Below are 22,053 nucleotides of genomic sequence, written 5' to 3' on the forward strand. Positions count from 1 at the left end.
TCTTCGTTCCCGAGTTCAACCACCGCATCGTCAGTGCGGCCATCCAGATACCAGAGGCTGGGGTCACCCTTGATTGTCAGAGTATTGGTGCTTTCCGCCGGCTCGCCACCATCGATCTGGCCGGCGTAGACCGCACCGCTCTGCAAGGTAAATTTATCATCACCACGGCCACCGACAACCTTGCTCATACCGCTAAAGGCAATCAGTGGGTTGGTGTTGGTGTCCGGTTCAAAGAGCGTCCAGTGATCATCGGCACCGTAGCTCCAATCAGTAGCGTCGTTGCGGCCCTGAACTTGGTCATCCCCCGAACCTTGCAACATCTGGATACCGCTGAAGGCGTTGAGGCGTCGACTTTCTTCGTTCCCGAGTTCAACCACGGCATCGTCAGTGCGGCCATCCAGATACCAAAGGCTGGGGTCGCCGTCGATGGTCAGGGTGTTGGTGCTGGCCGAACCGTCCGTCTGTGCACCGCCATCGATATCACCGGCGTAGGCGGTACCGGTCTGCAACGTAAATCGATCGTCGCCACTGCCGCCGATGACTTGACTCATGCCAGTAAAAGCAATCAGCGGGTTGGTGTCTGTGCCCGGCTCAAAGAGCGTCCACCGAGCCTCGGAGTCATACACCCAGTCGGTGGCCGCATTGCGCCCCTGAACCTGGTCGTCACCCGAGCCCTCCAGGGTCTGAATACGGCGGAAGGCATCGAGTCGCGCGTGTTCGTCGTTACCACGCTCGACTACTGCGTCTTCAGTGCGGCCATCCAAATGCCAAAGGCTGGGGTTGCCGTTGATGGCGAGCGTGTTGGTACTGGTCGAGCCATCGGCCTGGGCACCACCGTCAATTTCACCGGTGTAGGTCGCGCCATTCTGCAAGGTAAAGTGGTCATCACCGGTACCGCCAGTGACGTTGTTCATACCGCTCAGAGTCAGATAACCATCAGCCTCGGCCTCTGAGCTGGAAAGCGACCAACGGTTGTCCGTGGACAAAGTCCAATAGGTGGTTTGATCATGCCCGTAAAACTGATCCGAACCTGACCCTGTGAGCGTCTGAAAATCGCTGAACGCACCGACCCGGACGTTCTCATCCTGGGAGACGGCCGCCTGGGTTTCGCCGTCGTGATCCCAACGCCAGACGTTACCCGCGCCAGCGACGGTCAATGTATTTCCGCTCTCCGACCCGCCATCTATGGTGCCCGAGATCGACCCTGTACTGGTCAGCGTAAACTCGTCATCCCCGTAACCACCTTGCAGGTTGCCAAAGTTGGTGAACGTGAGATCACCAGCAAACAACCCGCTTTCGCCCTCGCCTGCAGCATGAGAGATAGTGCCACCGTTCGCCTGATCGATCGTCCAGACGTTGCTTCCATAAGCCAGGCCCAGCGTCGAGTCCCCGCCATTGCCGGTGACTTCGTTAATACCCTTGAGGTTCCAGGTAAAATCGGTGGTTCCGAAACCGATGTTCAGCGCTTCACCTTCCACACCTTCCCACGCCGAGAAGTCGAGGTTGTTGGCACCCGCTCCACCGTCCAGCACACCGGACAAGGATGCGTCTCCCTGAACCAGAAACTGATCGCTGCCGTCGCTACCGGTCAGGTTTTGAATATCAGAGAAGGTCGTTACCAGCGTCGACGCATCTCTGGGCTCGCTCTCACCAAACTCCCGGATGACCGGCCCACCGCTGTTCTCACCATTCAGCGTCCAACTTACTGTGTCGCCAACATTGCTGACCGCCCTGAGCTCATTGTCACCTTCACCACCCTGAATGTCGGCGATGGAGCCGCCCACCTCAACGGTGAAAATGTCCTTCTGGCCTCGACCCACCAAGGTCGCCATACCGGAAAAGTTCACCACATCCTGAGCGGCACCCGATTCAAGGTGCCGCTGAACACGACCGCCGCCGGCACTGACCACCGACCAGGCATTGTCCTGATCCCGGCCGGCCAATGTGTCAGCACCAGAACCTTCCAGAGTCTGAATACCAGAGAAAGTGATATCCGTGGATGCTTCTGAAGCCGACGTCAGGCGATTGCCGGCATCGTCGCTCGACAGACTCCAACTATGGGCGTCTTCGGTGTAGGCCGAAAGAGTATTATTGTCACCACCACCGCCGCTAATGGTGTAAACCGCATCGCTGTGCGATACCGTGAAGTGATCCACCCCACTGCCACCGGTCAGCGAAGCAAAACCGTTGAAAGCAAAATGAGGGTCTTGGTCTTCGTTGAACGTGATAGAACTATCACTTTCAGAGCCATCGCGCAGAACCCACCGATTGTCCGTGTTGGTGAGTACCAGCGACTGTTCATTAAAACCGACCGCGTTGACCTGAATCTGGTCCGCGACCGGGGCCGAGCCTCCACCGAACTGAACATCACCGTAGCTGTTGATGGTCAATTCAGTAAGACTAGCCGTACCCGACGCGCCAATGGCACCGTCGAAGGTGGTCGTGCCGGTATGCAAGGTCAAGAGTGAGCCCGGATTCTCAGCATCCAGCGTCCCGGTGATGGTAAAGTCACCGGCTTGAATATCTGAATCTTCAGCCAGACCGTCAGCGTCGATTGGACCGGCGTCTGTGCGGATCACAAGACTCGGAGCGGCGATCGAAACATTACCATTCAGGTCTATGTTTCCTCCGGCACCATGGGAAACATTTACTTCGTTCTCGTCATGGGCTGATAGAGCACCACCGGACGCTAATAGATCACCCGTCAGTATAATCTCGCTAGCTGGCGTAACCGTAATGTCACCAGCATCACCACCGTTGGCCGGGTTTGACCTAGTAGTGAAGCTTGCTGAGTATGAGTGCCCGTCTCCGCCACTCGCATCGACCTCTGCGAGCGCTATGTTGCCGCCAGTCGACGTAATTTCAACTTCACCACCGACCCCACCGTTCTCCCCGTCACCGAACCGGCTATCATCATAACCGGATCCGCCTTGGGTCATCAGTCTGCCATCAAGCGTGACATCACCTGCAGCGCTAAGCTGAATAAAACCACCATTATACCCGGGACCTCCACTCGTCCGGGATCCGGCAGAAGCATTAATCTCCGACCCACTCTCCAATAGTAGGGATCCGGCGGAATCAATGGTAATATTTGAGCCGTTCTGTCCCTCTTGCTGGGTGCTGATAGTGCCCAGCGTCAGATCGCTAACGCTACCCACATTAATTGACCCACGACTTACCACGGACAGGGTTCCGCCAATATCGGCATCATTCAGCCGAAAATCCGCATCATGAAATAGATCAACATCACCAGGCGTGACGACCTGTACGGAATGATCAGCCCCCAATCCATGGAGTTGATTACCCGACTCTGAAAAGTCAAGATTGACTACGGCACTTTCATTAGTGAACCCAAACAGAAAGTCGCCGGCGACTTCCAGGCGGGAACCGGCATTCTGCTCTATAGAAAAACTACCGGCTTGTGTTTCTTCGAAATCCATCTTTATCGTAAGATTTCCCACACAGGTTCCAACGGCGCAGTCCCCGTCAGTCACAATGGTTCCCAGTGACAGTGCCTGAGAAACCGTCAGGTCTACATTACCTCCGTTTGACCGACGCGCATTCCCGTTCTGAACTCCAGTTCTATCCTCTTCGAGGCTATTAGCTCGATCAGTATTGATCTGAACAGTATCCGAAAATTGGATACTGTTAGCTTTCAGGTCAACATTTCCACCAGAGGTAAAGACCGACTTATTCAGGTAAATGGTGTCGCCGGCGGTCCAATCGATATTTAGCGAATCGCGCGCATCACCCCAAGAATCGCCCATGGCGGTGTCATTCTGCAAAGAACTTCCGTCCGACAAAGGGCTAGCAAGTTCGTTGGCATCAACGTAGATACTCCCCTCTGAATTTACATAAAATTCAGTTTGACCTAAGCTTTCCCCGTTTCCCCCTTCCCAGGTGCTTTCTCCTGTGTGATTAAAATTAAGCTGAGCACCCAGAGTAAAGTCTCCACCGTTATCCACGTGAATGGTCCCGATGTAGCTGGGGCCTCCAGCTGAGTCAGAAACACCCACATTGTATCGGCGATTTACCTCACCAAGTGCAACACCGTCCCTTGCATAAATATAGATATCTCCCGACTTCCGACCAATCGTGTCATCCCCATCGATCGGAGAAAGGGCCTCAGTCCCGGTGTTAATCACACCCTCTGTCTGGCCGTTCTCACCATTCTCGTCGTAAAAGAAGTTGGAAAAGGACAGGGGCCTTGCGTCGGGGCTACCCTCCTCAACAGCATCGCCCACCTGGAACCTTCCACCTTCTGTAACCGCATCTGCTCTGAGCTCGATATTGCCTGTGGCATTGAGCAGGACATCGGATCCACCGGAGTTCAGGTTTCCGGTAATTGTAAGGTCACCGACAGGATCTCCGCTCAGACCTTGAACATCGAGGGAGCTGTCGCCTGCGTGAACCTGGATATTTCCAGCTTCCGATATAAGGTTCGCGCCGACATTAATGTTATTTCGGGATCTTAGAGTGATGGAGGAACCTGAAATTTCGCCACCGCTCATTAAGTTAATGGTGTCCGTCGCGCTTAGAAGGACCTCTTCCGAGGAGTCTATCGATGTTCCAGCGGACAGAGTAATAGTTCTATTGCCCACTTCGCCCTGACATATCGCGTCACCGCAGGTGGGATGCCCAGCGATTGCCTCAAAGCTACCTTGCCCCAAAAATATGGTCTTAGCTAACCCGATATTTCCACCAGAGTGAAACTTGAGCCATGTACCAGATGACGTCCCGTCAGCGTTTAGAGCGCTAGAAACTAAGATACTTTCAGTCGCTTCAAGAGTGACGTTCGAACCGCTTTCCAAGAGCGCCTCTACAACCCTCGGGTCAATCTGAAACTCTTCCCCACCATCCTCAAAACTGATTCCATAACTTCCCGCACCACCCTCCACTAAAGAGTCGTTTCCGCTATCAACTATCTCTATCACTTCCGGATCTAAAAGTAGCGTCCCTGCCCCGCGCGCTCCCGATAAGTCAGCCGTTCCGGAGAACGCCAGCTGCTTCTTACCTGACACCTCTGCAAAGCCACCCAGGCCATCCGATGCGCCGGCAGCTTCAATATAACCACCAAACCGCGTACTCTCATCAGCCCATACGATAATGAGGCCGCCGTCGCCACTAGCAGTGGCGCTCGCCTTTAGCTCGGCTTCCGCTTGCACAATCGTTTTTTCTGCATTGGGCAGCCAGGGGTTTTCGCCCCGATAGTCGCCCCCGAGGTAAATATGCCCACCGCCTTCCGCTCCTGAAGCGTCCACCGACGCAGTGGTCTCAGCGCCTACATATCGGCCCAGCGCCATGACCTCACCGCCATGCCCCCCAGTGGAGGACTTTGCCTGGGTTTCGCTACCGCGTTTCAGTAAGGTCGTGCTCCGGGCGTTGAGCTCAATACGGCCGCCATCGCCATTCTCGGCATTGGCTTCGACCAGGCCACTCTGGGTGACATTCTCGCCCAACAGGACCGCACTACCGGCGTGCTGGGAGTGCCCAACCCGAATCTCACCCGTATTGACCAGGTTCGCCCCTTCGCCCAGCGTAAAGCTGCCATCATCGTGCATAACCACACTGCGTGCGTCCGACAGCGAGCCGGTATTGACGGCCTGGGAGAATACGTCCCGGCTGGCAGAGGCAGTCAGCAGTACTCGGCCACCCTTGGCTTCAATGGAACCCTCATTCACTACTGCGGGATCTACACCCAACTCATCCTGAAGAATGGACTCGGTTACCCGTATACCCATCAGGCCGTCACTGTCGAAGGTCAGCACCGCCTCTTTGCCGGCGGCCAGTGTTACCGACCCCAGCTCAGCGCGAATCAGCCCTTCGTTAGTGACGGTTTTACCCAGCAGCCCTATCGAACCACCTAGTGATGCCTGCAGCGTTCCCTGGTTGATGACCGCGCCTTCGGCCCCGTCCAGCTCGGAAAAGGCAAAGTCACCGTTCATAAAATCATCGACGCCGATATCGAGACCGCTGGCCAGCAGGCCACCCACATTGACCTGAGCCGACTCACCGAACACTATTCCTCGGGGGTTGACCAGCACCACATGGCCGTTGGCATTAATACGCCCACGTATGTCCGAGGCCGATTCACTCAGTATGCGGTTAAGCGCCACCGAATCCGCTCCTGGCTGCAGAAAGCTCACCACCTCGTCGGCATCCAGATCAAAGCTGTCCCAGTCGATCGCAATGCGGTCCGAGTACTGCTCAATCAGCATCTGCTTCTGTGCCGCCGATATCTGGCCTGAGCCTCCGGTAATGCGCCCCCCTTCCGGGCCAGCCGCGGCCGGCTGAGACAGTACCAAAGGAGAACAGGCCAGCATGGCCATATAGAGCTTGCGCTTGGAGAAGGACAGCAGGGTGTTGGCGCGGGACGAGGGAAGCGTCATGGTAACAATCCTTATCAGACGTAAGGCCCGAGAGATCGGCTCGGACCTTTTTCATTTTAATAGCTTACGGAAATTATTCGGAATAGCGGGTTATAACGACAAACTCGTTTGTGTTTAGATCGTACGCAAATACCACTTTATGATAATCCTGAGCGACAAAGAGATAGTTATCTTCTTCCATGTAGTGAGCACCATCAGATAGTCGAGCATCAAATTCATCGCTTTCATCGTAGGGATGAACGACAACCCACTCATCGGCCGAAGTGCCTCTTTTCATAATCCCGCGAGATGTCTCGAAAATGTATAGTTTCTCCTCTTCGTCCATAAGCACAAAATCATTTACAGCCTTGATAACATGGTCTGACGGGTAGTCCAGAGGAACCCCCTCTCGATTACCATTCGTCAGGTCCACCTTATACAGATCAAGTCCACCATAAATGTAAGCCTGGCTCTCATCTTCTGTAATTACGAGTCCTCGAGCTGATCCGAAATCCGGCCCATCGCCGACACCAGCCTCATAATCTGAGATGACTGTACTTTCTCCAGAGACGAGATCGACCCTCAAAAGTCGCTTGTAATCGCCCCCTGAAAGTATATAAATATTCTTGGTATCTAATGGAGACAAAACAATATCGCGAACTTGATCGAAATCTGACGTACTGCTTTCAGAATCTGTCCGTAGGATCTCTTCGGCCAACCCTGTTTCAAGATCAACCTCGTAAATAGTATCACCAACAATGTCACGAGCGACTAATAACCGACTATTCTCAGTATCAAGGGCGCCAATACCAAGGGCCCATAAGTTTAGAGCCTCGTTTTCGCCGTCATTTGAGACAAAAACAGAGCGAGCTCCAGTGCTCAAGTCCACTGCCAATGCAACACGGTACTCAGCTACCCCTTCATCTTGATCACTACCCAACAAAAGAAGACGGTTACGAGCCTCGTCATAAACCATGTCTCCAATGTCAAACTGTCCCTGCTCATCATCCGGAAACGGCGCCGTATATTCCTGCCCAACCACCGTCACTTCCACCGGCTCTTCCAGCTCATTGCCCGCTTCGTCTTTGACTTGTAGTGATACCCGGTTTTCGCCGGGAGCCAGGGTGATGCTCTGCTGCCATTCAGCAAAGCCGGATTCCTCGTCGGTTTCCAGGGTGTAGGGAACGGTGCTGTCCCCGTGGTGAACGGTCAGGGTGACTTCGGCAACATCGCTGAGCTCATCGGAGGCTCGCCCTCGGATGGTCAGGGTTTCGGCGCCGCTGGCGCTCATGGGGGGCGGGAACGCAATTTCACCGACCGGAGGCTCTTCATCCGGGGCGGTGGTCAACGCCCACTCGACGGTTTCGGTTCCGATGGTGATCGCCACCTCCCGAGTTTGGTCAGGACCGCTAAGCGTTACTGCACGCAGTGAGATAGCATCTCCCGGCTGAAGCTCTCCCGCTTCGGTGGTGAACTCTCCACCGTTGACCCGGTACTCACCACCGGTGATATTGACGGCCACGGGGGTGTTAATCCCGCTGATCTCGACCTCTTCACTGGTTACCTCTGTTTCGGGATCCAGACCTTCCTGGGGGGCAAAGCCAAAGGCATTCGGTGTCGTATCTTCGGCTTCGGTGGTAACGGTAAAGGTGCCGCTAATCCCACCAATCGTCAGCATGGCAGACGCTTCGGTGCTGAAATTCCCGGAGGCCGTCACTTGAACCCTGACTTCGTCATCCAGGTCCACCTCGCCGTCGGCGTCGGTATAAGCGCCACCCTCGATACTGTATTGACCGCCGGTAACCGAAATCGTGGTAACGGCATCAATACCGCTGACGGTGACGGTATTGCTGGTCAGTGTGGCACCAGGCTCTACATCAAATTGAGGCTCGAACGAGAAAGGGGCGGGCTCAAGGTCAGCGGGTTGGCTCGAGCTACTGGAGCTTGATACTGAACTGGAAGTTGAGCTGGAACTGGAACTGACAGAGGACTCAGACGAGCTTGAGCTTGTCTGCGGCACGCTGGAAGACGAGGGTGAATTAGACGATTGGCTGCTGGACGAACCGGGCTCCGGGCCGCCCCCACTACTGCCGCCACAGGCGGTCAAACCAAGAGTCATCAGAGAAGCCAGGGTAAGCTGGCGCAGTAAAGCGAGGGGCATGACGTGCACTCCTTGTGTTCCGTGTCAGACTTCAAAGGGCGGCATTATGCCAGTCCTTTATCCATTTTTGTGTGATGCAGTTAAAGTTGGCGCAAAACACCTCAAGATTAACAGAAAGAATACGGAAAATACCGAAAGTGATTGGTTCTATCGGGCTATAATCCAATTACCATTTTCGCGTCGAAACACAAGACCATACCTCACAGATCCGGGATCATCAACGAAGTTGAAGGCAATTGCTGGACCATCATCTGACCGAACTAACGCAACCAGCTTTCCATTTGGTTCGTGGATCAATCCAAATTTCTCATTGTCTGATCTAACAATTTTCAAATCGGGGTTACTTAGCGACTTTTTAAGGCTCGCTCTCAGCTCTTCCGCCGTCGTTCCATCCTGTAAGTAAAAAGCCCTGTCAGTTTCGGAGTTCCTCTCCTCGAACATTGTCATTATAACGTCGATATCCCCCTCAATGAGGGCATCCTCAATCCTCTTATATTCTTCGTAAAGCTCATCCCTGTCCCGGTAATACGTCTCGTCTGAAACTGCAAAGTAATCAGGAAGATCATCACTTAAAAAGAACTTCCACAAAGGCAAGCTGTTAGGGATGTCTACCGTCCTTGTAAGTGTAGGGCCGGCCATTTCCTCTTCTGGCTGCTCTATATCCAAAGGATGTATAACAATATTTCCGTGGGAATTTTCGATGAACTCATTCTCTGGGTCGACCTGACGACTCCCAGGACCGCCGTTTAGGGCCACGAGATCAGTTTCGCTCCCATCAAACACAATATCTGTTATCTTGTGACTGACGCTCAAATCTTCATCCGGCTTAACAACCAAGCTCACTGAGAGCCTCGCAGACTCTGGATACTCAGATCCCGTTTCAGGCGCAAAAAGCCCAAGGGAAAAAGTGTTTTTTTCAGGGTGAATATAATTGTTAACGGGAAGCTCAACTTTCGACTGGCCCATCAAGCTATTCACCTGATGGACCTTCACACCATTTATATTCACGAAAGATTCGACATTATTACTCTCTACTAACAAGTAAAATAGCGGTTTTTTTTCAAGCACACTCATTCCATCACCTTTACCGTCAGAACAGGATGAAGATAAAAAAATACATAACACCAGAACCAGCTTAGAATGGAGCTTCATTAAGGGAATACTCCTTTTTTTCTCTAGGAAATCTGGCCTCTGGCAATATTTCCCTGAGCCTTTTCATTTCTTTCTCTTTCAAATTTTCGTTCTGTGCTTTCTTGTAACGACCTCTCCTTCTCTGGTCATCCTCATTCTCAGCGTTTTTCGAATCCACCGTTCCTTTGGCTACCTCCGCATAGTAGGTGTAGTAGAGCGCCGCACCCGTAAACAGCACACTTCCACCAATCGCGGGCTCACCTTCTTTTACGGTTGACGTAAGCTCGAACACAGCGCCAATACCTTTAGATTCAGATCCCGCGCTCTTGAGGGACATTACCATGCCCGCCCTGACCTCGACATAGAATATTTTTGCTTTCGCCTCGATTCTGGCTTCTACGCCAACCAACAGACTCAGAGCACTTTTATTGGTCGTCGTTACTCCGTCTTTGGCCAACCAGCGTTTTCCTGCGTTCTTTTCCCAGGATAAGCTGCCTGAAAGCTCACCGGAAATAAGCAAGTCCAGTGCGACTACAGCGCCTGCGCTGAGCTGCTCTGTTCCTATCCCTTGTTGCGCGCGCTCTCGAATCTCCTTAAGAATCGTGGAGTGGGGCCCCTGCAGGCTGATTATGGTATCGAGAATATCGACACACACATCAGCTTTAAGCAGAGGCGCCATGGACAACGATATACTTCCCGATACCGCGATATCGTTTCGCTGTTCAACCTCTTTAAGCTCAACACCCCCTTTGAGCTCTACGGTCGGCCAAGTCAGTTCAACCTTGTTTCGATTGGACTCATTCCGGTTTTTCCCTCTGCGGGTGTACTTTTCGATGCTTTCGGTCACGGTGTCCATCATTGACCGGATCTCAGGGAAGCAGTCGTCCACCGTCAACTTTTTGTCCGATCCGAGCTCCCAATGGTGAGTATTCACCTGACCGGACACTTTCCCGGAGAGTGCCCAGTCTCCGGTTGAGCCTTCATTACTATCAAGGCTTTTAGACGTACTACTCTGAGAGTATCCAGCCTTAACGCCGCCCTCCCACTTCACTGTTGGAAACGCATGTACAATTCCCTCTACCTGCTCGATTTCTGAGCAGCCGGAGGAGTGGAAACGGTAGGTGTTGAAGTCGATATCACCCGGTAACAGATAACGGCGCAGGAAGTCGCTGAAGGTTTCCACCGGCTGGTCGTTGCTTGGCGGCAGCACCGCGATTTCTTTGCCACTTTGTTTGATGACACTGTCGCCGTCCGGGCCGCTCAGATTGATTGAGGGGCATGCATTTTTGCCGTGACCGCAGGCGCCGGCGAAATCGACGGTGATTTTGTCGGGGCGGTCATCCTGGGTAATGACCTGCAGCACTTTTTGCGTGCCGTTCATATTGGGCTCGCCGTTGAGCACGTCGAGCATGTAACCGCGCGAGCCGTAGTGGGCGCAGCGCAGCATGAACTTTTGCAGCTCGCAAACGGGGATTTCTTCGACGGGGTCATCGTTTTGTGCGCCATCGCCACGGTCGTCGGCGTGGGGGCCCAGGGTGGCGAGAGCGTTTCCGGCCGTGGCTTCCAGCAGCTCTTCTACCAGATTGGTGTCGCCTCCGGGTTTACCGGCGCCGGTCTGTATTGGCTCCTCCACTACCACCAGCTCACCTTCGTGCAGCGCCTGGGCAATGGACTGAAGCGGGGCCTGTGCTTGCCATTGGCCAGCCGGGAGCAATTTTCCGGTGGCTTTGAGTTGTTGGGCGCTGGGATTGAGGCTCTGCACAAAGGCTTTAGCGTCGCTCAGGCTGACAAAAGACCGGGCGGGATGGTCGCTCTTGGTAGCGTTTGCGGCCGGCATCAGTGCCCAGGCGCTGTCCTGGTTATTGCGGAAGCGGGTCAGGCCACTCAGGCTGTTGAGCATGGCCGGGTTGGCGCTGGGGTAGATCTGAACCCGTCCCTCGGCAATCCAGTCCGCCACGCGCCGGCGGGCATCGCAGGGGTCGGCGGGCGGAGTGGGGTCACCGAGGCTGACCAACAATTGCAGCCAGAAATCTGAGGCGCAATCCAGGCCGATCAGAAATTGATGCGCATAGAAGTTGTCGCCAAACCACATCGGTCGCGAGGTCGGGCGAGGCCCCTGGCTGGGGTGATAAAAGCGGTAATATCGACCAAGCAGGTCGTTCAGGTAAGGCACACTTGCAGGTAGCATGACTCAGCCACTCCTTGTAATCCCTGTCATTTGCAGCGCGAATTATGCCACAACGTCTATCGCGAATGTGTGACTCAGTTCTAGCCCTCGCCGCCCAGAACCCGAAACCAACGCTCCAGTTGGTAGCCATCCCCATCCACCAGACGTAATTTGTGCCAACCCGGGTCAAGTGAGACCGCCTGCTCGTGAAACAGTCGGGTTTTCCCCAGATAACGATCATCCAGATGCCAGAACAGTTCTCCCTCGGGATGGCGATGGACGGCCTGGAGAACAGTGCGCCCGCGCCGCCCGCTCAGTTCGAGTGGGATATACACCTGGCTGCCCTCACGGGGATAGAGCAGGTCCATAGGTTGGTCATCGGCGTAGTGGTGAACGGCGGCCAGACAGTCCGACCGCCAGGGGGGAACCGACCGGTAATCATTGTGATGCAGGCGCCAGAAGTGCGCCTGGAGCGGTGGCAGGGTGAACCAGTCGGCCGAGACCATGGCGCTGACCCGCTCACAACCGGCGTGCACCCGATACTGACCGGTGGCATCGAGTTGGACCCGCTGGTAGTGCGGGGTGACCTGCTGAAAGTGGCTGTGCCGGGGAATATCAATTTCGCGCGACTCGCACTGGCCACCGGCGAGATAGCCATCGGTGATGCACACGGACACGGTTTTCAGAGCCCGGGTCGGCCGGTCAAACCAGCGATGATTGCCCAGTTGGGCAAACACTTCGAACAGTACCGGCGCGGCACTTTTCTGGCCGCTCAGCGCTGGCGCTGGTTCACCGCCGGCATTGCCGGCCCAGACGCCCACGGTGTAGCGGCCGTTGCTGCCGATGGCCCAAGCATCGCGCAGGCCATAACTGGTGCCGGTTTTCCAGGCGATGGCCTGACTGCCGCTGAAGTCCCGCCAGAGCGCATCGGTGCCGGGCCGGACAACATTGAGCAGTGCCTGCAAAGTCAGCCAGGCGGCACCCTGCCCCAGGCCGGGATCGCCCTTTGCCTCTCCGTGTTCGCCATGGATCCGCTGTGCTTCGGCGGGCCAGGTGCCCGCACGGGCCATGGAAGTCATTCGGGCATAGAGGTTGGTCAGCTCCCACAGAGTGCCTTCGGCACCACCCAGAATCAGACTCAATCCATAGTCTTCCGCCGGGCGATGCAGAGTGCTCACCCCCAACTCCTGAAGACGATGATGCAGACGTTCGATGCCGTAGTCTTTAAGCATATGCACCGCCGGCACATTGAGCGAGCGGGCCAGCGCCCGATGGGCCGGCACCGCGCCGCGGTATTGGCGATCGTAATTTTCCGGGCGGTAGCCGCCGAAATAGGCGGGAATGTCCGGCACCAGAGTGGTGGGCAACAGCTCGCCCTCTTCCAGCATCAGGCCGTAGAGCAAAGGTTTGAGAATGCTGCCGGTGGAGCGCGGTCGCTGGATAATATCCACCGCCGGTGCGTGGCTGTCTCCGGCGGCCTGGTTGCCCACATAGGCCAGGGTGCGCATCCGTTCATGATCCAGCACCAGAATCGACAGGTTGTGGACGCCGTCCCGAGCCAGGCGACGCCCCTGCTGCTCGGCAATCTGCTGGGTACGTCGCTGCAGGTCGGCATTCAGGGTCGTGTGGAACACTGCCTGAGAAGGGGCCTCGGAGGCCAAGGTAGTCAGCAAGTGAGGCGCCAGATGAGGCAAAGGTCGGGGTCGTTCGGGGAGCGGCTCGCGTAGCGCCAACGTCAGATCCAGTTTACTCAGGGCGCCAGCCTCGGTCAGACGGTGCAGCAAATGATCCCGCTTTTGACGCAGACGCTCGCGATCGCGTCCGGGGTGGATCAAAGCCGGGCTGTTGGGCAGCACGGCCAGGGTGGCCGCTTCCGCCCAGGACAGCTGCTCCGGTTCACGTCCGAAGTAACGCCAGGCGGCGGCCCGCAGGCCGACGATGTTGCCACCAAAAGGGGCGTGACTGGCATAGAAATTCAGCAGCTCATCCTTGCTGAAATGCCACTCCAGGTGCAGAGCGCTCAGAGCCTCCAGCGCTTTATTGGGCAGAGTGCGGGGCGGGTCGTCGCGCAGCATTCGCGCCAGTTGCATGGTGAGGGTACTGCCGCCGCTGGTGACCCGACCGGCTTTGATATTGCCCCAACCGGCCCGGGCGATGGCCAGGGGGTCGATGCCCGGGTGGAGGCGAAAACGCCGGTCTTCGAACAGCAACAGTGCCTGCTCGTATTTGTCCGGCAGGTGGGTAACCGGGGCAAAGCGCCATTGCTGGTCGCCGGCAATCCGGGCTCCGAGCAGTTCGCCATTGTCGGCGAGTATCAGACGGGCGTAGTCGCGATTTTGTAAGCTCGACGGCAGCGGCCAGTACTGCAGGAGCAGCGAGGCAACCAGCATCCCCCCGGCCACCCCCAGCAGCCAGGGCCGACGTATCCACTTGCCGAAGGTCTTACTCACCGCCGCCTCAGTCCGACTTGATCACGCGGACCCACTGCCCGGCGGTACCCGCCCGAATCCGTTCGTTATACATGGCTTCGGTGCGCCACCCCGGCAGGTAGAAGTCCCCCGCGTAGGAGGCGTTGAGCAGGATCTTCAGGGTGACCCGCTCCTGGCGATCGTCCTGATAGCGCCAGCGCCACCGGTAGTCCCGCCAGAGGCTGAAGTAGCCCAACACCCGGTCGTCACGAATATCCAGATAGTCAAACCCCTCGGGCGCATCGCCGCCTTCCAGCCGCTCATTGCGGATCTGCCAGCCGCTGGGCATTACCAGGCTCAGGGCAATATCCTCCAACCGCGCGCGGCCCAGTTCACCGAAGTCGGCTGAGACACTCACTTCCGCCATAAAGTCGGTGCCCTGAGGCAGTTCAGTGACCTCCAGGGTTTCGCCTTCCAGCATGGCGAAGCGCACGTCCAGATTCAGTCCCTCCGCTTCCGGCTGCTCATCCGTGGCGGCGGGGGTGCCTCGATTGCTGAGCAGCACCCGCAGGTTCTGATCACTGTCGTTGCGCACCCCGGCCTGGGTATTCATCAATGACTGCCGATACCAGTGGCTCTGACTTTCCAAAGACTGCCAGTCGCCCTCGGTATCCAGCGCGAAGCGCAGGGGTTCCTCGGCGTCCACGTCGCCGGCGAAGTTTGCCAGGGCGGTGAGGGCCCAGGCCACCGATTGAGTGCTGTACCAATCGGACTCAGAGAGCCGCTCGGCGATCTGTTCCGCCTGTTGCCAGGCCGCTTCCTGCTCACCGGCCTGGACCAGCAACTTCAGGCCGATGGCCCGGTCGCGCAGGCTGGAGCCATAGGTATAGCCGGGCTCGTCATAGTCCGGCACGCGCTCGACCTCGGGCATCAGTTCCCGCCCGGCATCCTTGAGCCCGAGCTGATAGTAAGCACTCGCCAGCAGACGCCGTGCGGTCACCTGCTGATCGCTGTTCAGTTGGGTCAATCGCTCTCGCAACCGGTTCATGGCCGGGGTTTCCGCCGAGCCCGCCAGGGCCAGCACGTAAAGGCGATAGGCCTGCACCTGGGTCCGGTAGTCTTCGCCCTGATTGAAGCGACGGGCCTGCTGGCGCTCGTGGTCCAGCCAGCGCTGCAAGCCGTCAGCCTCGACGCCATAGCCGCGCCGCTGGGCTTCCACCAGGAAGTGCCCCGCGTAGAGCGAAGCCCAGTCATTGGCGTAGGTCGCACCGGGCCAGTAACTGAAAGCACCGTTGGCCAGCTGGAAGCGGGCCAGCCGCTCGATGGCGGCCTGCAAGTTGCTCTCCCGCTCGCGTTCCTGGTCATCGGACAGGGATACCAATCGATCCAGGTAGAGCTGTGGGAAAGCCGCCGAGGTCACCTGCTCCAGACAGCCGTGGGGGTAGTTGAGCAGGTAACCCAGGCGCTGCTCGAGATTGATCGGCGGCAACCGGCTGATCTCGATGCTGGCCTCATTGGTGCCCGCCATGCCGTGGGCTTCCAGAGAGGAACGCCACTGCTCGCCCGGCGCCAGGACAACCTGCTCCCGACGTACCGACGGCGGGTTGGCCGCACGGGATTCAATATGAATGGTCTGGCTGGCTGCCTCTTCACCGCTGCGAGCGGTCACCGTCACCTGCCCTTGCCCGACCTGATCGTTGACCTTGAGGGTCAGCTCGGTGATGGCGTCCTGTTGCCCGTCCAGGCTGAGCTCCGCCGTGCTCTGCGCGATAGTGAACAGGTCACTGGCGCTGGCCTCGATGGTCACCTGATCAATGGCTTCGTCGTTCGTAAACACTTGCACCGGCAGGGAGATGGTCTCCCCCGGCCCGACCACCCGGGGCAGTGTCGCCAACAGACTGAGCGGCTGGGTGACGGTGACGCTCTGTTCGGCCTTGCCATAGGCGCCCTGCTGGCCCGCCACTACCATGGCGCGTACTTCGCCCAGATAGGGTGGCAGCGTGATCTCGTGGGTTTGAGTCTCGCCCGCGGCCAGAGTAAAGGGGCCAAGGAACTGCACCACTGGCGGAAAACGGCGCTCCCGGGGGTTGGCATCGACCTCATCGTCGGCATCGCTACCACCGATGGCCAGCACTCTCTGCAGGGAAGCACCGTAGGCACCCACCACCTGGTCGAACAGGTCCCAGGTATAGACACCCAGGGCTTCGCGACGATAGAAATGATCGTGAGGATCGGGCGCCTTGAAGCCGGTGATGCCCAGTAGGCCCTCATCCACGAGGGCCAGGGTGTAGGTCATGGCCCGGTCGTTGGTCTCGCTGACCTCAACCGCAAAGGTGGACTCCGGGCGCACCTGTTCCGGGGCTTCAATCTCGGGTTCCAACCGGGTGTCGGGATCTTCCACCGCCAGGGGCACCAGACCATACAGACGCATGGGGGCATCACTGGCCCGCTCCTGGTGGGGCAGCAACAGGCTCAAGTGTACATAGACATTGGGCGCCATTTCGGCGGTGACCGGAATCTCGATATCGGTCTGCCCCGGCTCCAGGTCCAGCCAGCGCCGTTCCAGTACCCGCCGACCGTTTTCCAGGCTGAGCAGCACACGGCCACGCTCAACCTCCGGCAAACGGACCCGTGCAATCTCGCCCACCTGGTATTCATCCTGATCGGTGGAGAGCATCAGTTGGGTGGCGCTGGCGGGGTTCACTGCGTTGCTGCGGCTCCAACCCAGATACAACGGCTCCCCGGCGCAGTGACCGCTGTTTTCGTCGCACACCCGCAGCAGGTAGCGGCCCCAATCGTAGTGGTCCTTCTTCAGGGTCCAACGGGCCAGGCCGTTGGCGTCGGTGGTGAGCGAGTCTTCACTTAAGGGCGCGCGATTCTCACTGGCCACAAAGCTGGCCAGGTCGTCACTGCCGCGATCCCACCACCAGCGCCAATCCACTTTATAGAGGGTGAGTTTCAGGTCGCGGTCAGCCAGTGGTTTGCCTTCGCTGGAGAGACTCTGAAAACTGACTTCATGATCCTGATTGCGGGCGATGGCTCCGTTGTAACCGCTGCCGTCGGGTACGTGAATGCCCACCCACTGTTCGAATGGCAGATAATCGAACCGGCGCAGCGCCGTGCTGAACGCCCCGCCCGGTTCGAACACGCGGTTGATGAATACGGCGGATAACTGACCCGGCGGTGGCGAGGCCACCGGAAGGTTCACGGGGAAGCGCGCTTCACCACTTTCATCCAGCTCTCCTTCAAACACCCTCTGAGTGGCCCCGGAAAACTCCCGGGCCGGGTCGTCAAAGGTGAACTGGCTGTAGCCGTCGAAGCGGGTGGTTTTGGGAATCAACCGGACTTCGGTATCCGCTTTCAGCCCGGCGGCGCTGGCACCGTGCAGCCACTGGGCGGACAGCTCGGCCTCGGCCGGCATGGCATCCAGACGCAACGGGGTCTCGGCAAAGCTCAAATCCATTTTCAGCCGATTGGGCATGATGGTTTCGATCTTGAGCACTTTGTCGAAATAGCGGTTGCCCAGATGCACCACCGCCCGCCAATTACCCGTGGGCGCGGACTCCTCGGTACTCAGCGTAAAGCGGTAGAAGCCGTCCACCGGGTTGCGGGCGATTTCGCTGGTGACTTTCTTTCCTTGAGGATCAAACAGATCCAGGGTCACCGGATGATCCTCGGGCCAGCGGTCGTCGCGATCTTCGAGAATAAAGGTCAGATGGATGTCATCCCCCGGCCGCCAGACGTCCCGCTCGCCATAAATAAAGCCTTTCAAGCCATCGCGCACCGGCTCGCCATCCACATCAAACTGATTGGTGGGCAGTGCTTCGTTGCGCGCCAAGCGCAGATAGCCGGTTTTTCCCTCGCGCTCGGCCACCAGATAGAACGGCTGCCCGTCAGTGCGGATCGAGGCCATACCATATTCATCGGTGCGACCTTCCCCAATGGGTTGCTGCTGGAAGTTGTAAACGCGAACCTGCGCATCCGGCAAAGGCTCGGCATCGAGCAGGCCGGTGGCAATCACTTCCAACTGATCATCACCACCCAGCTTGGCCATCAGGCCCATGCTGGATACCTGAAAGGCACGTTGGGCCTGCACCTGATCGCTATAGCGGTAGTAACTTTTGTGACAGGGATTGTTGCGTTCGCTGTACACCCAGTAACCGCGAGATTCGTAGTACTGCCGATACCAGGCTGGCTTGGAATCATTCTGGTAGGACCAGTCGCCCTCGTGACTTTCCGGTTCCGGATCTTCTGCCTGCTCGGGACGAGGCACATCACAGGGGTAGAGGGAGTTGCTGCGGTCCACACTCAAGGACAGTTGAATCATGCCCTCCGGATGCTCTGCCATCAGCTCAGTCAGATCCAGGTTGTAGCGTTGCCAACCGTCGCTGGCGGGCTCGGGCAGGCGATAGGTTTTGCGCCACAAGTAGCGACCGGTGGCACCGTCCGGCCCTGCATCGGAGAGTCCATGATTCTGCAGATACTGCCCCATGTTGCCTTCGAACACTTTGAAGGCGGTGACCTGCACCGAGTCGATATTCGCCGCTTCAAACGGAACAGACAATTGGCGCGCGGGCGGCAGAATACTGCTGCTGCCCAGGAAGCGTACGCCGGGGGTGACCAGGTTCAGGCGCAACGACTGCTCGAAGCCTTCGGACAAACGCTGGCCTCGCGCACTGCGCACCAGGTCAGTGACGGTCAGCATAACGCTTTCGTCGGTCTGCTTACTCGGGTAGAGCCGCAGGCGGCTGCCGTCCACTCGAGCGCGGACCTCCTTGCCACCAAGCTGCACCAACCCGCTCAGGTTCTGCTCACGATCCAGCGGCTGGGAAAAGCTCACCTCCACATAGGTTTGCCCACCGTGCACCACTTGCGCGCCGGTAACCACGAAGGTGTCACGGGCGGGAATCGTCAGGGTTCGCTGGCCTTTCTGTGACGACCCGATACTCGAGCCGTCCCAGGCGAGCACCAGCGTCTGTTCCCGATCGGTCTGAGGCAAGGCGTCCAAATGGAAACCGAAGCGCACCGGCTTGGCGGTCTCCTGCCACTGTACCGGCACCGATTCTCCTTCAAGCTCCGCCGTCAGAACCGATTCCACAGCGTTCCGATCCGCACCGTCCGGCACATAGAGCTCACCGGACAGGGATAGCTCGTCGGCCCTTTCCGATGGCGCCAAACCGCCCACCGTCAGCTCAAAACTACCCTGTTCGCCAGAATCCGGGGCCGCCGAGGAAGCGCTTTCAGACGAGGAGGAGGAAGATGACGCGGGCGGATCTTCGCCCGGGCTGCAGCCCAGCAGCACCGACAGCGCGGCACTGATCAAGATCCAGCGTATCCGTGTGACCGAATTGAAGAGTGTCACGCCAGCGGGCAAGAAAGGCTTGTCCATAAGAGTCCCTGATGATTTGTAGGTTGGAGAGGCTGCAGTCAGTTTACCCGACAGTCGCGTCATAATCCCAGACGCCCGTTTTCATCAAGAGTTCTACGTCCGGACAACAAACAGATCAAGAAAACGTAACAACTGTAACAATCGTTTACAGCGCCACACACGTTAATGATAATGCTTCTTTTTTAGATTTATTGAAAAGGAAGCTCCCTCATGATCGCACCCAATGCCTCCCGTCTGAGTCCACTCGCCCTGGCCATTGCCCTGGCGCCGCTGGGTGCCGTCGCACAAAACGTCACGCCCGACGCCGACCCACAGCAGCACAACCGCACCCTGATCAGCGAAGAACTGGTGGTCGTTGGCCAGCCGCTGGACAGCCTGATGAACAGTGACGATATCGAGCGCAAACAGGCCAATGACCTGGACGATATTTTCTCCGGCGTGTCCTCTGTGCTGGTGGGTGGCTCCGTGGGCGCCGCCCAGAAGATTTATGTGCGCAACCTCGGCGAAGACACCCTGAACATCATGGTGGACGGCGCCACCCAGTCCGGGGTGACCTATCACCACACCGGCCGGATTTCCGTCGAGCCCGAACTGCTCAAGCAGGTGCGGGTACAGGTGGGCGCCGGCGATGCCACCAATGGCCCCGGCGCCCTGGGGGGCGCCATCCGGTTTGAGACCAAGGACCCCGAGGATCTGCTCGGTTCCGACAATTTCGGCGCCCTGCTGAAAACCGGCTACTTCTCCAATACCGAAGGCACCAAAAACAGCGCCACGGTCTATGGCCGCTTTAACGATACCCTCAGCGCCATGGCCAGTTATGTGGACGCCGACCAGGACAATATGGAAGACGCCAAGGGCAATGAGTTGCCCGGCACCAACTCCGATCAGGGCCTCGGCTTCGTCAAACTGGTGGGCGATCTGGGTGCGGGCCACAGGCTGAGCCTGAGTCACGAACGCCTGACCGAGGAGGGTGAAAAGCTGACCCGCCCCGAGTGGGGCCAAGGCCCCAACAACCCGCTGCGCGAACTGGAGTTTGAGCGCGAAACCAGCACCCTGAAATACCAGTGGGATGCACCGGGCAATGAGGCGCTGTTGGTGGATGCCAATGTCTACGCCACCGAGTTCAACATCTACCGCCCCTGGGACAACTACACCAGCACCGTGGACACTCAGGGCTTTACCCTGGGCAACACCAGCAAGCTGGCCGGTCACAGCGTGGAGTACGGCGTGGATTATCGGGACGATGAGGTGACCGCTGGAGAGGCGGACGATGCCAACCCCTTTACCGAAACCAGTGAGGTACTGGGCCTGTTTGTGCAGGATCGCTACCAGGCCACCGACAGATTGCTGCTGAGTTTCGGTACCCGCTATGATGAGTTTGAAGCGGTGGATAAGGAAGGCAACGAATTTATCGAAGAAGGTTTCAGCCCCAACCTGGGTTTCTCCTTTGAGGCGACCCGTCGACTCACCGTCAGCGGCGGCTACGCCGAAGCCCTGCGCGGCGTGGAGACCAATGACGGTTTCAAACTGTTTGGCACCACCAATGACCCGGACCTGAAAGCCGAGCGCGCCAAAAACCTGGAGTTCGGTGCGGACTACGAACTCGGACGCTTTATGTTCTCCGCCGGGGTTCACGATGTCACCATTGAAGATGCCATCGGTAACGCGGTGCCCTGGTCCCGTCACTATGAAAACCTGGGCGATCTGGAATCCGAGGGTTATACCCTGGGCCTGACCTACAGTGGCCAGCGGCTGTTCTCCAAGTGGACCTTCCTGGACACCACCGCCGAAATTGATGGCGAGCAGGTCACCCGCTACTCCTACGGCTACCTGGGCACCTCCACCGGTGACACCCTGTCGATCGATACCTCCTACCAGATCACCGACGGACTGGACGCTGGCTGGATAGCCACATTGGTCGAGGGCATGGATGACATTTATGTCGTCGCGGCGGATGCGACGGTCGATAAACCCGGCTACGGCGTGCACGATTTTTATCTGCACTGGGAGCCGCGTGTCTCCGAAAACCTGAGCATGACACTCACGGTGAAAAACGCCTTCAACAAACAGTACCTGGACCACGGCAGTATCGAGGACTTCACTCACGTTCCCGATTACGACGGCATCGTCGGTTACCCGGCGCCGGGTCGGGACATTCGCCTGAGTCTGGCTTTGCGGTTCTGATCAGGGAGTAAAGCGATATGGCCCGATCCACCGCTCACACGCCCTTATTGCTGGACGTGCTCTCCCGCAGCCTGGCGGCCCTGCTCGGCGGTTACGGTCTGAGCGTGGCGCTGCCCGTGCTGGTGGGTTTGCTCCTTCCGGTGGAGCGGGGCCCGGCGACGGTGACGGCCCTGCTCCTGAGTTTTCTGGTGTACACCGGGGCCTTTCTCTGGGCGTTCGGGGTGCGCAGCCACCGGCGCGCCTGG

At 57.7% G+C, this 22,053-nt stretch carries 8 protein-coding genes; 2 read left to right on the forward strand and 6 right to left on the reverse strand.

The window, feature by feature from the left end; genetic code table 11:
* The 6 genes from B3520_RS15225 to B3520_RS15250 form a co-directional block, all read right to left on the reverse strand.
* Window positions 1-6,389: filamentous hemagglutinin N-terminal domain-containing protein (locus B3520_RS15225; protein WP_286876391.1), on the reverse strand; the 6,389-nt coding region annotated here is incomplete at its 3' end.
* A 73-nt stretch (window positions 6,390-6,462) separates the two neighbouring features.
* Entirely contained in the window at window positions 6,463-8,529 is a 2,067-nt protein-coding gene (locus tag B3520_RS15230) for a hypothetical protein (protein WP_286805040.1), read from the reverse strand.
* Between the two features lie 147 nt (window positions 8,530-8,676).
* Window positions 8,677-9,603: a hypothetical protein gene (locus B3520_RS15235; protein WP_286805041.1), complete on the reverse strand. Its 927-nt coding sequence runs from the start codon at window positions 9,601-9,603 to the stop codon at window positions 8,677-8,679.
* Window positions 9,604-9,664: 61 nt separating this feature from the next.
* Window positions 9,665-11,848: a hypothetical protein gene (locus B3520_RS15240; protein WP_286805042.1), complete on the reverse strand. Its 2,184-nt coding sequence runs from the start codon at window positions 11,846-11,848 to the stop codon at window positions 9,665-9,667.
* An 80-nt stretch (window positions 11,849-11,928) separates the two neighbouring features.
* Entirely contained in the window at window positions 11,929-14,277 is a 2,349-nt protein-coding gene (pbpC, locus tag B3520_RS15245) for a penicillin-binding protein 1C (RefSeq protein ID WP_286805043.1), read from the reverse strand.
* A 7-nt stretch (window positions 14,278-14,284) separates the two neighbouring features.
* Window positions 14,285-19,624, reverse strand: coding sequence for an MG2 domain-containing protein (locus tag B3520_RS15250; RefSeq protein WP_286805044.1), 5,340 nt, complete (start codon window positions 19,622-19,624; stop codon window positions 14,285-14,287).
* A gap of 210 nt (window positions 19,625-19,834) precedes the next feature.
* On the opposite strand from B3520_RS15250, the gene B3520_RS15255 reads away from it, so the two are divergent.
* Together B3520_RS15255 and B3520_RS15260 are read left to right on the forward strand one after the other, a co-directional pair.
* Complete coding sequence (locus B3520_RS15255) at window positions 19,835-21,808, forward strand: TonB-dependent receptor domain-containing protein (protein ID WP_286805045.1); 1,974 nt, start codon at window positions 19,835-19,837, stop codon at window positions 21,806-21,808.
* A gap of 17 nt (window positions 21,809-21,825) precedes the next feature.
* On the forward strand, window positions 21,826-22,053 hold a 228-nt coding region (locus B3520_RS15260; protein ID WP_286876392.1), incomplete at its 3' end, for a hypothetical protein.

It is taken from the genome of Marinimicrobium sp. UBA4509, assembly GCF_002388575.1.
Taxonomy (GTDB): domain Bacteria; phylum Pseudomonadota; class Gammaproteobacteria; order Pseudomonadales; family Cellvibrionaceae; genus Marinimicrobium; species Marinimicrobium koreense.

Excerpts from the sequence above, each read along its gene's own strand:
- B3520_RS15235 (WP_286805041.1), bottom strand. The coding sequence starts at position 9,603 with ATGAGTGTGCTTGAAAAAAAACCGCTATTTTACTTGTTAGTAGAGAGT.
- B3520_RS15250 (WP_286805044.1), bottom strand. The coding sequence starts at position 19,624 with ATGGACAAGCCTTTCTTGCCCGCTGGCGTGACACTCTTCAATTCGGTC.
- B3520_RS15255 (WP_286805045.1), top strand. The coding sequence starts at position 19,835 with ATGATCGCACCCAATGCCTCCCGTCTGAGTCCACTCGCCCTGGCCATT.
- B3520_RS15230 (WP_286805040.1), bottom strand. The coding sequence starts at position 8,529 with ATGCCCCTCGCTTTACTGCGCCAGCTTACCCTGGCTTCTCTGATGACT.
- B3520_RS15240 (WP_286805042.1), bottom strand. The coding sequence starts at position 11,848 with ATGCTACCTGCAAGTGTGCCTTACCTGAACGACCTGCTTGGTCGATAT.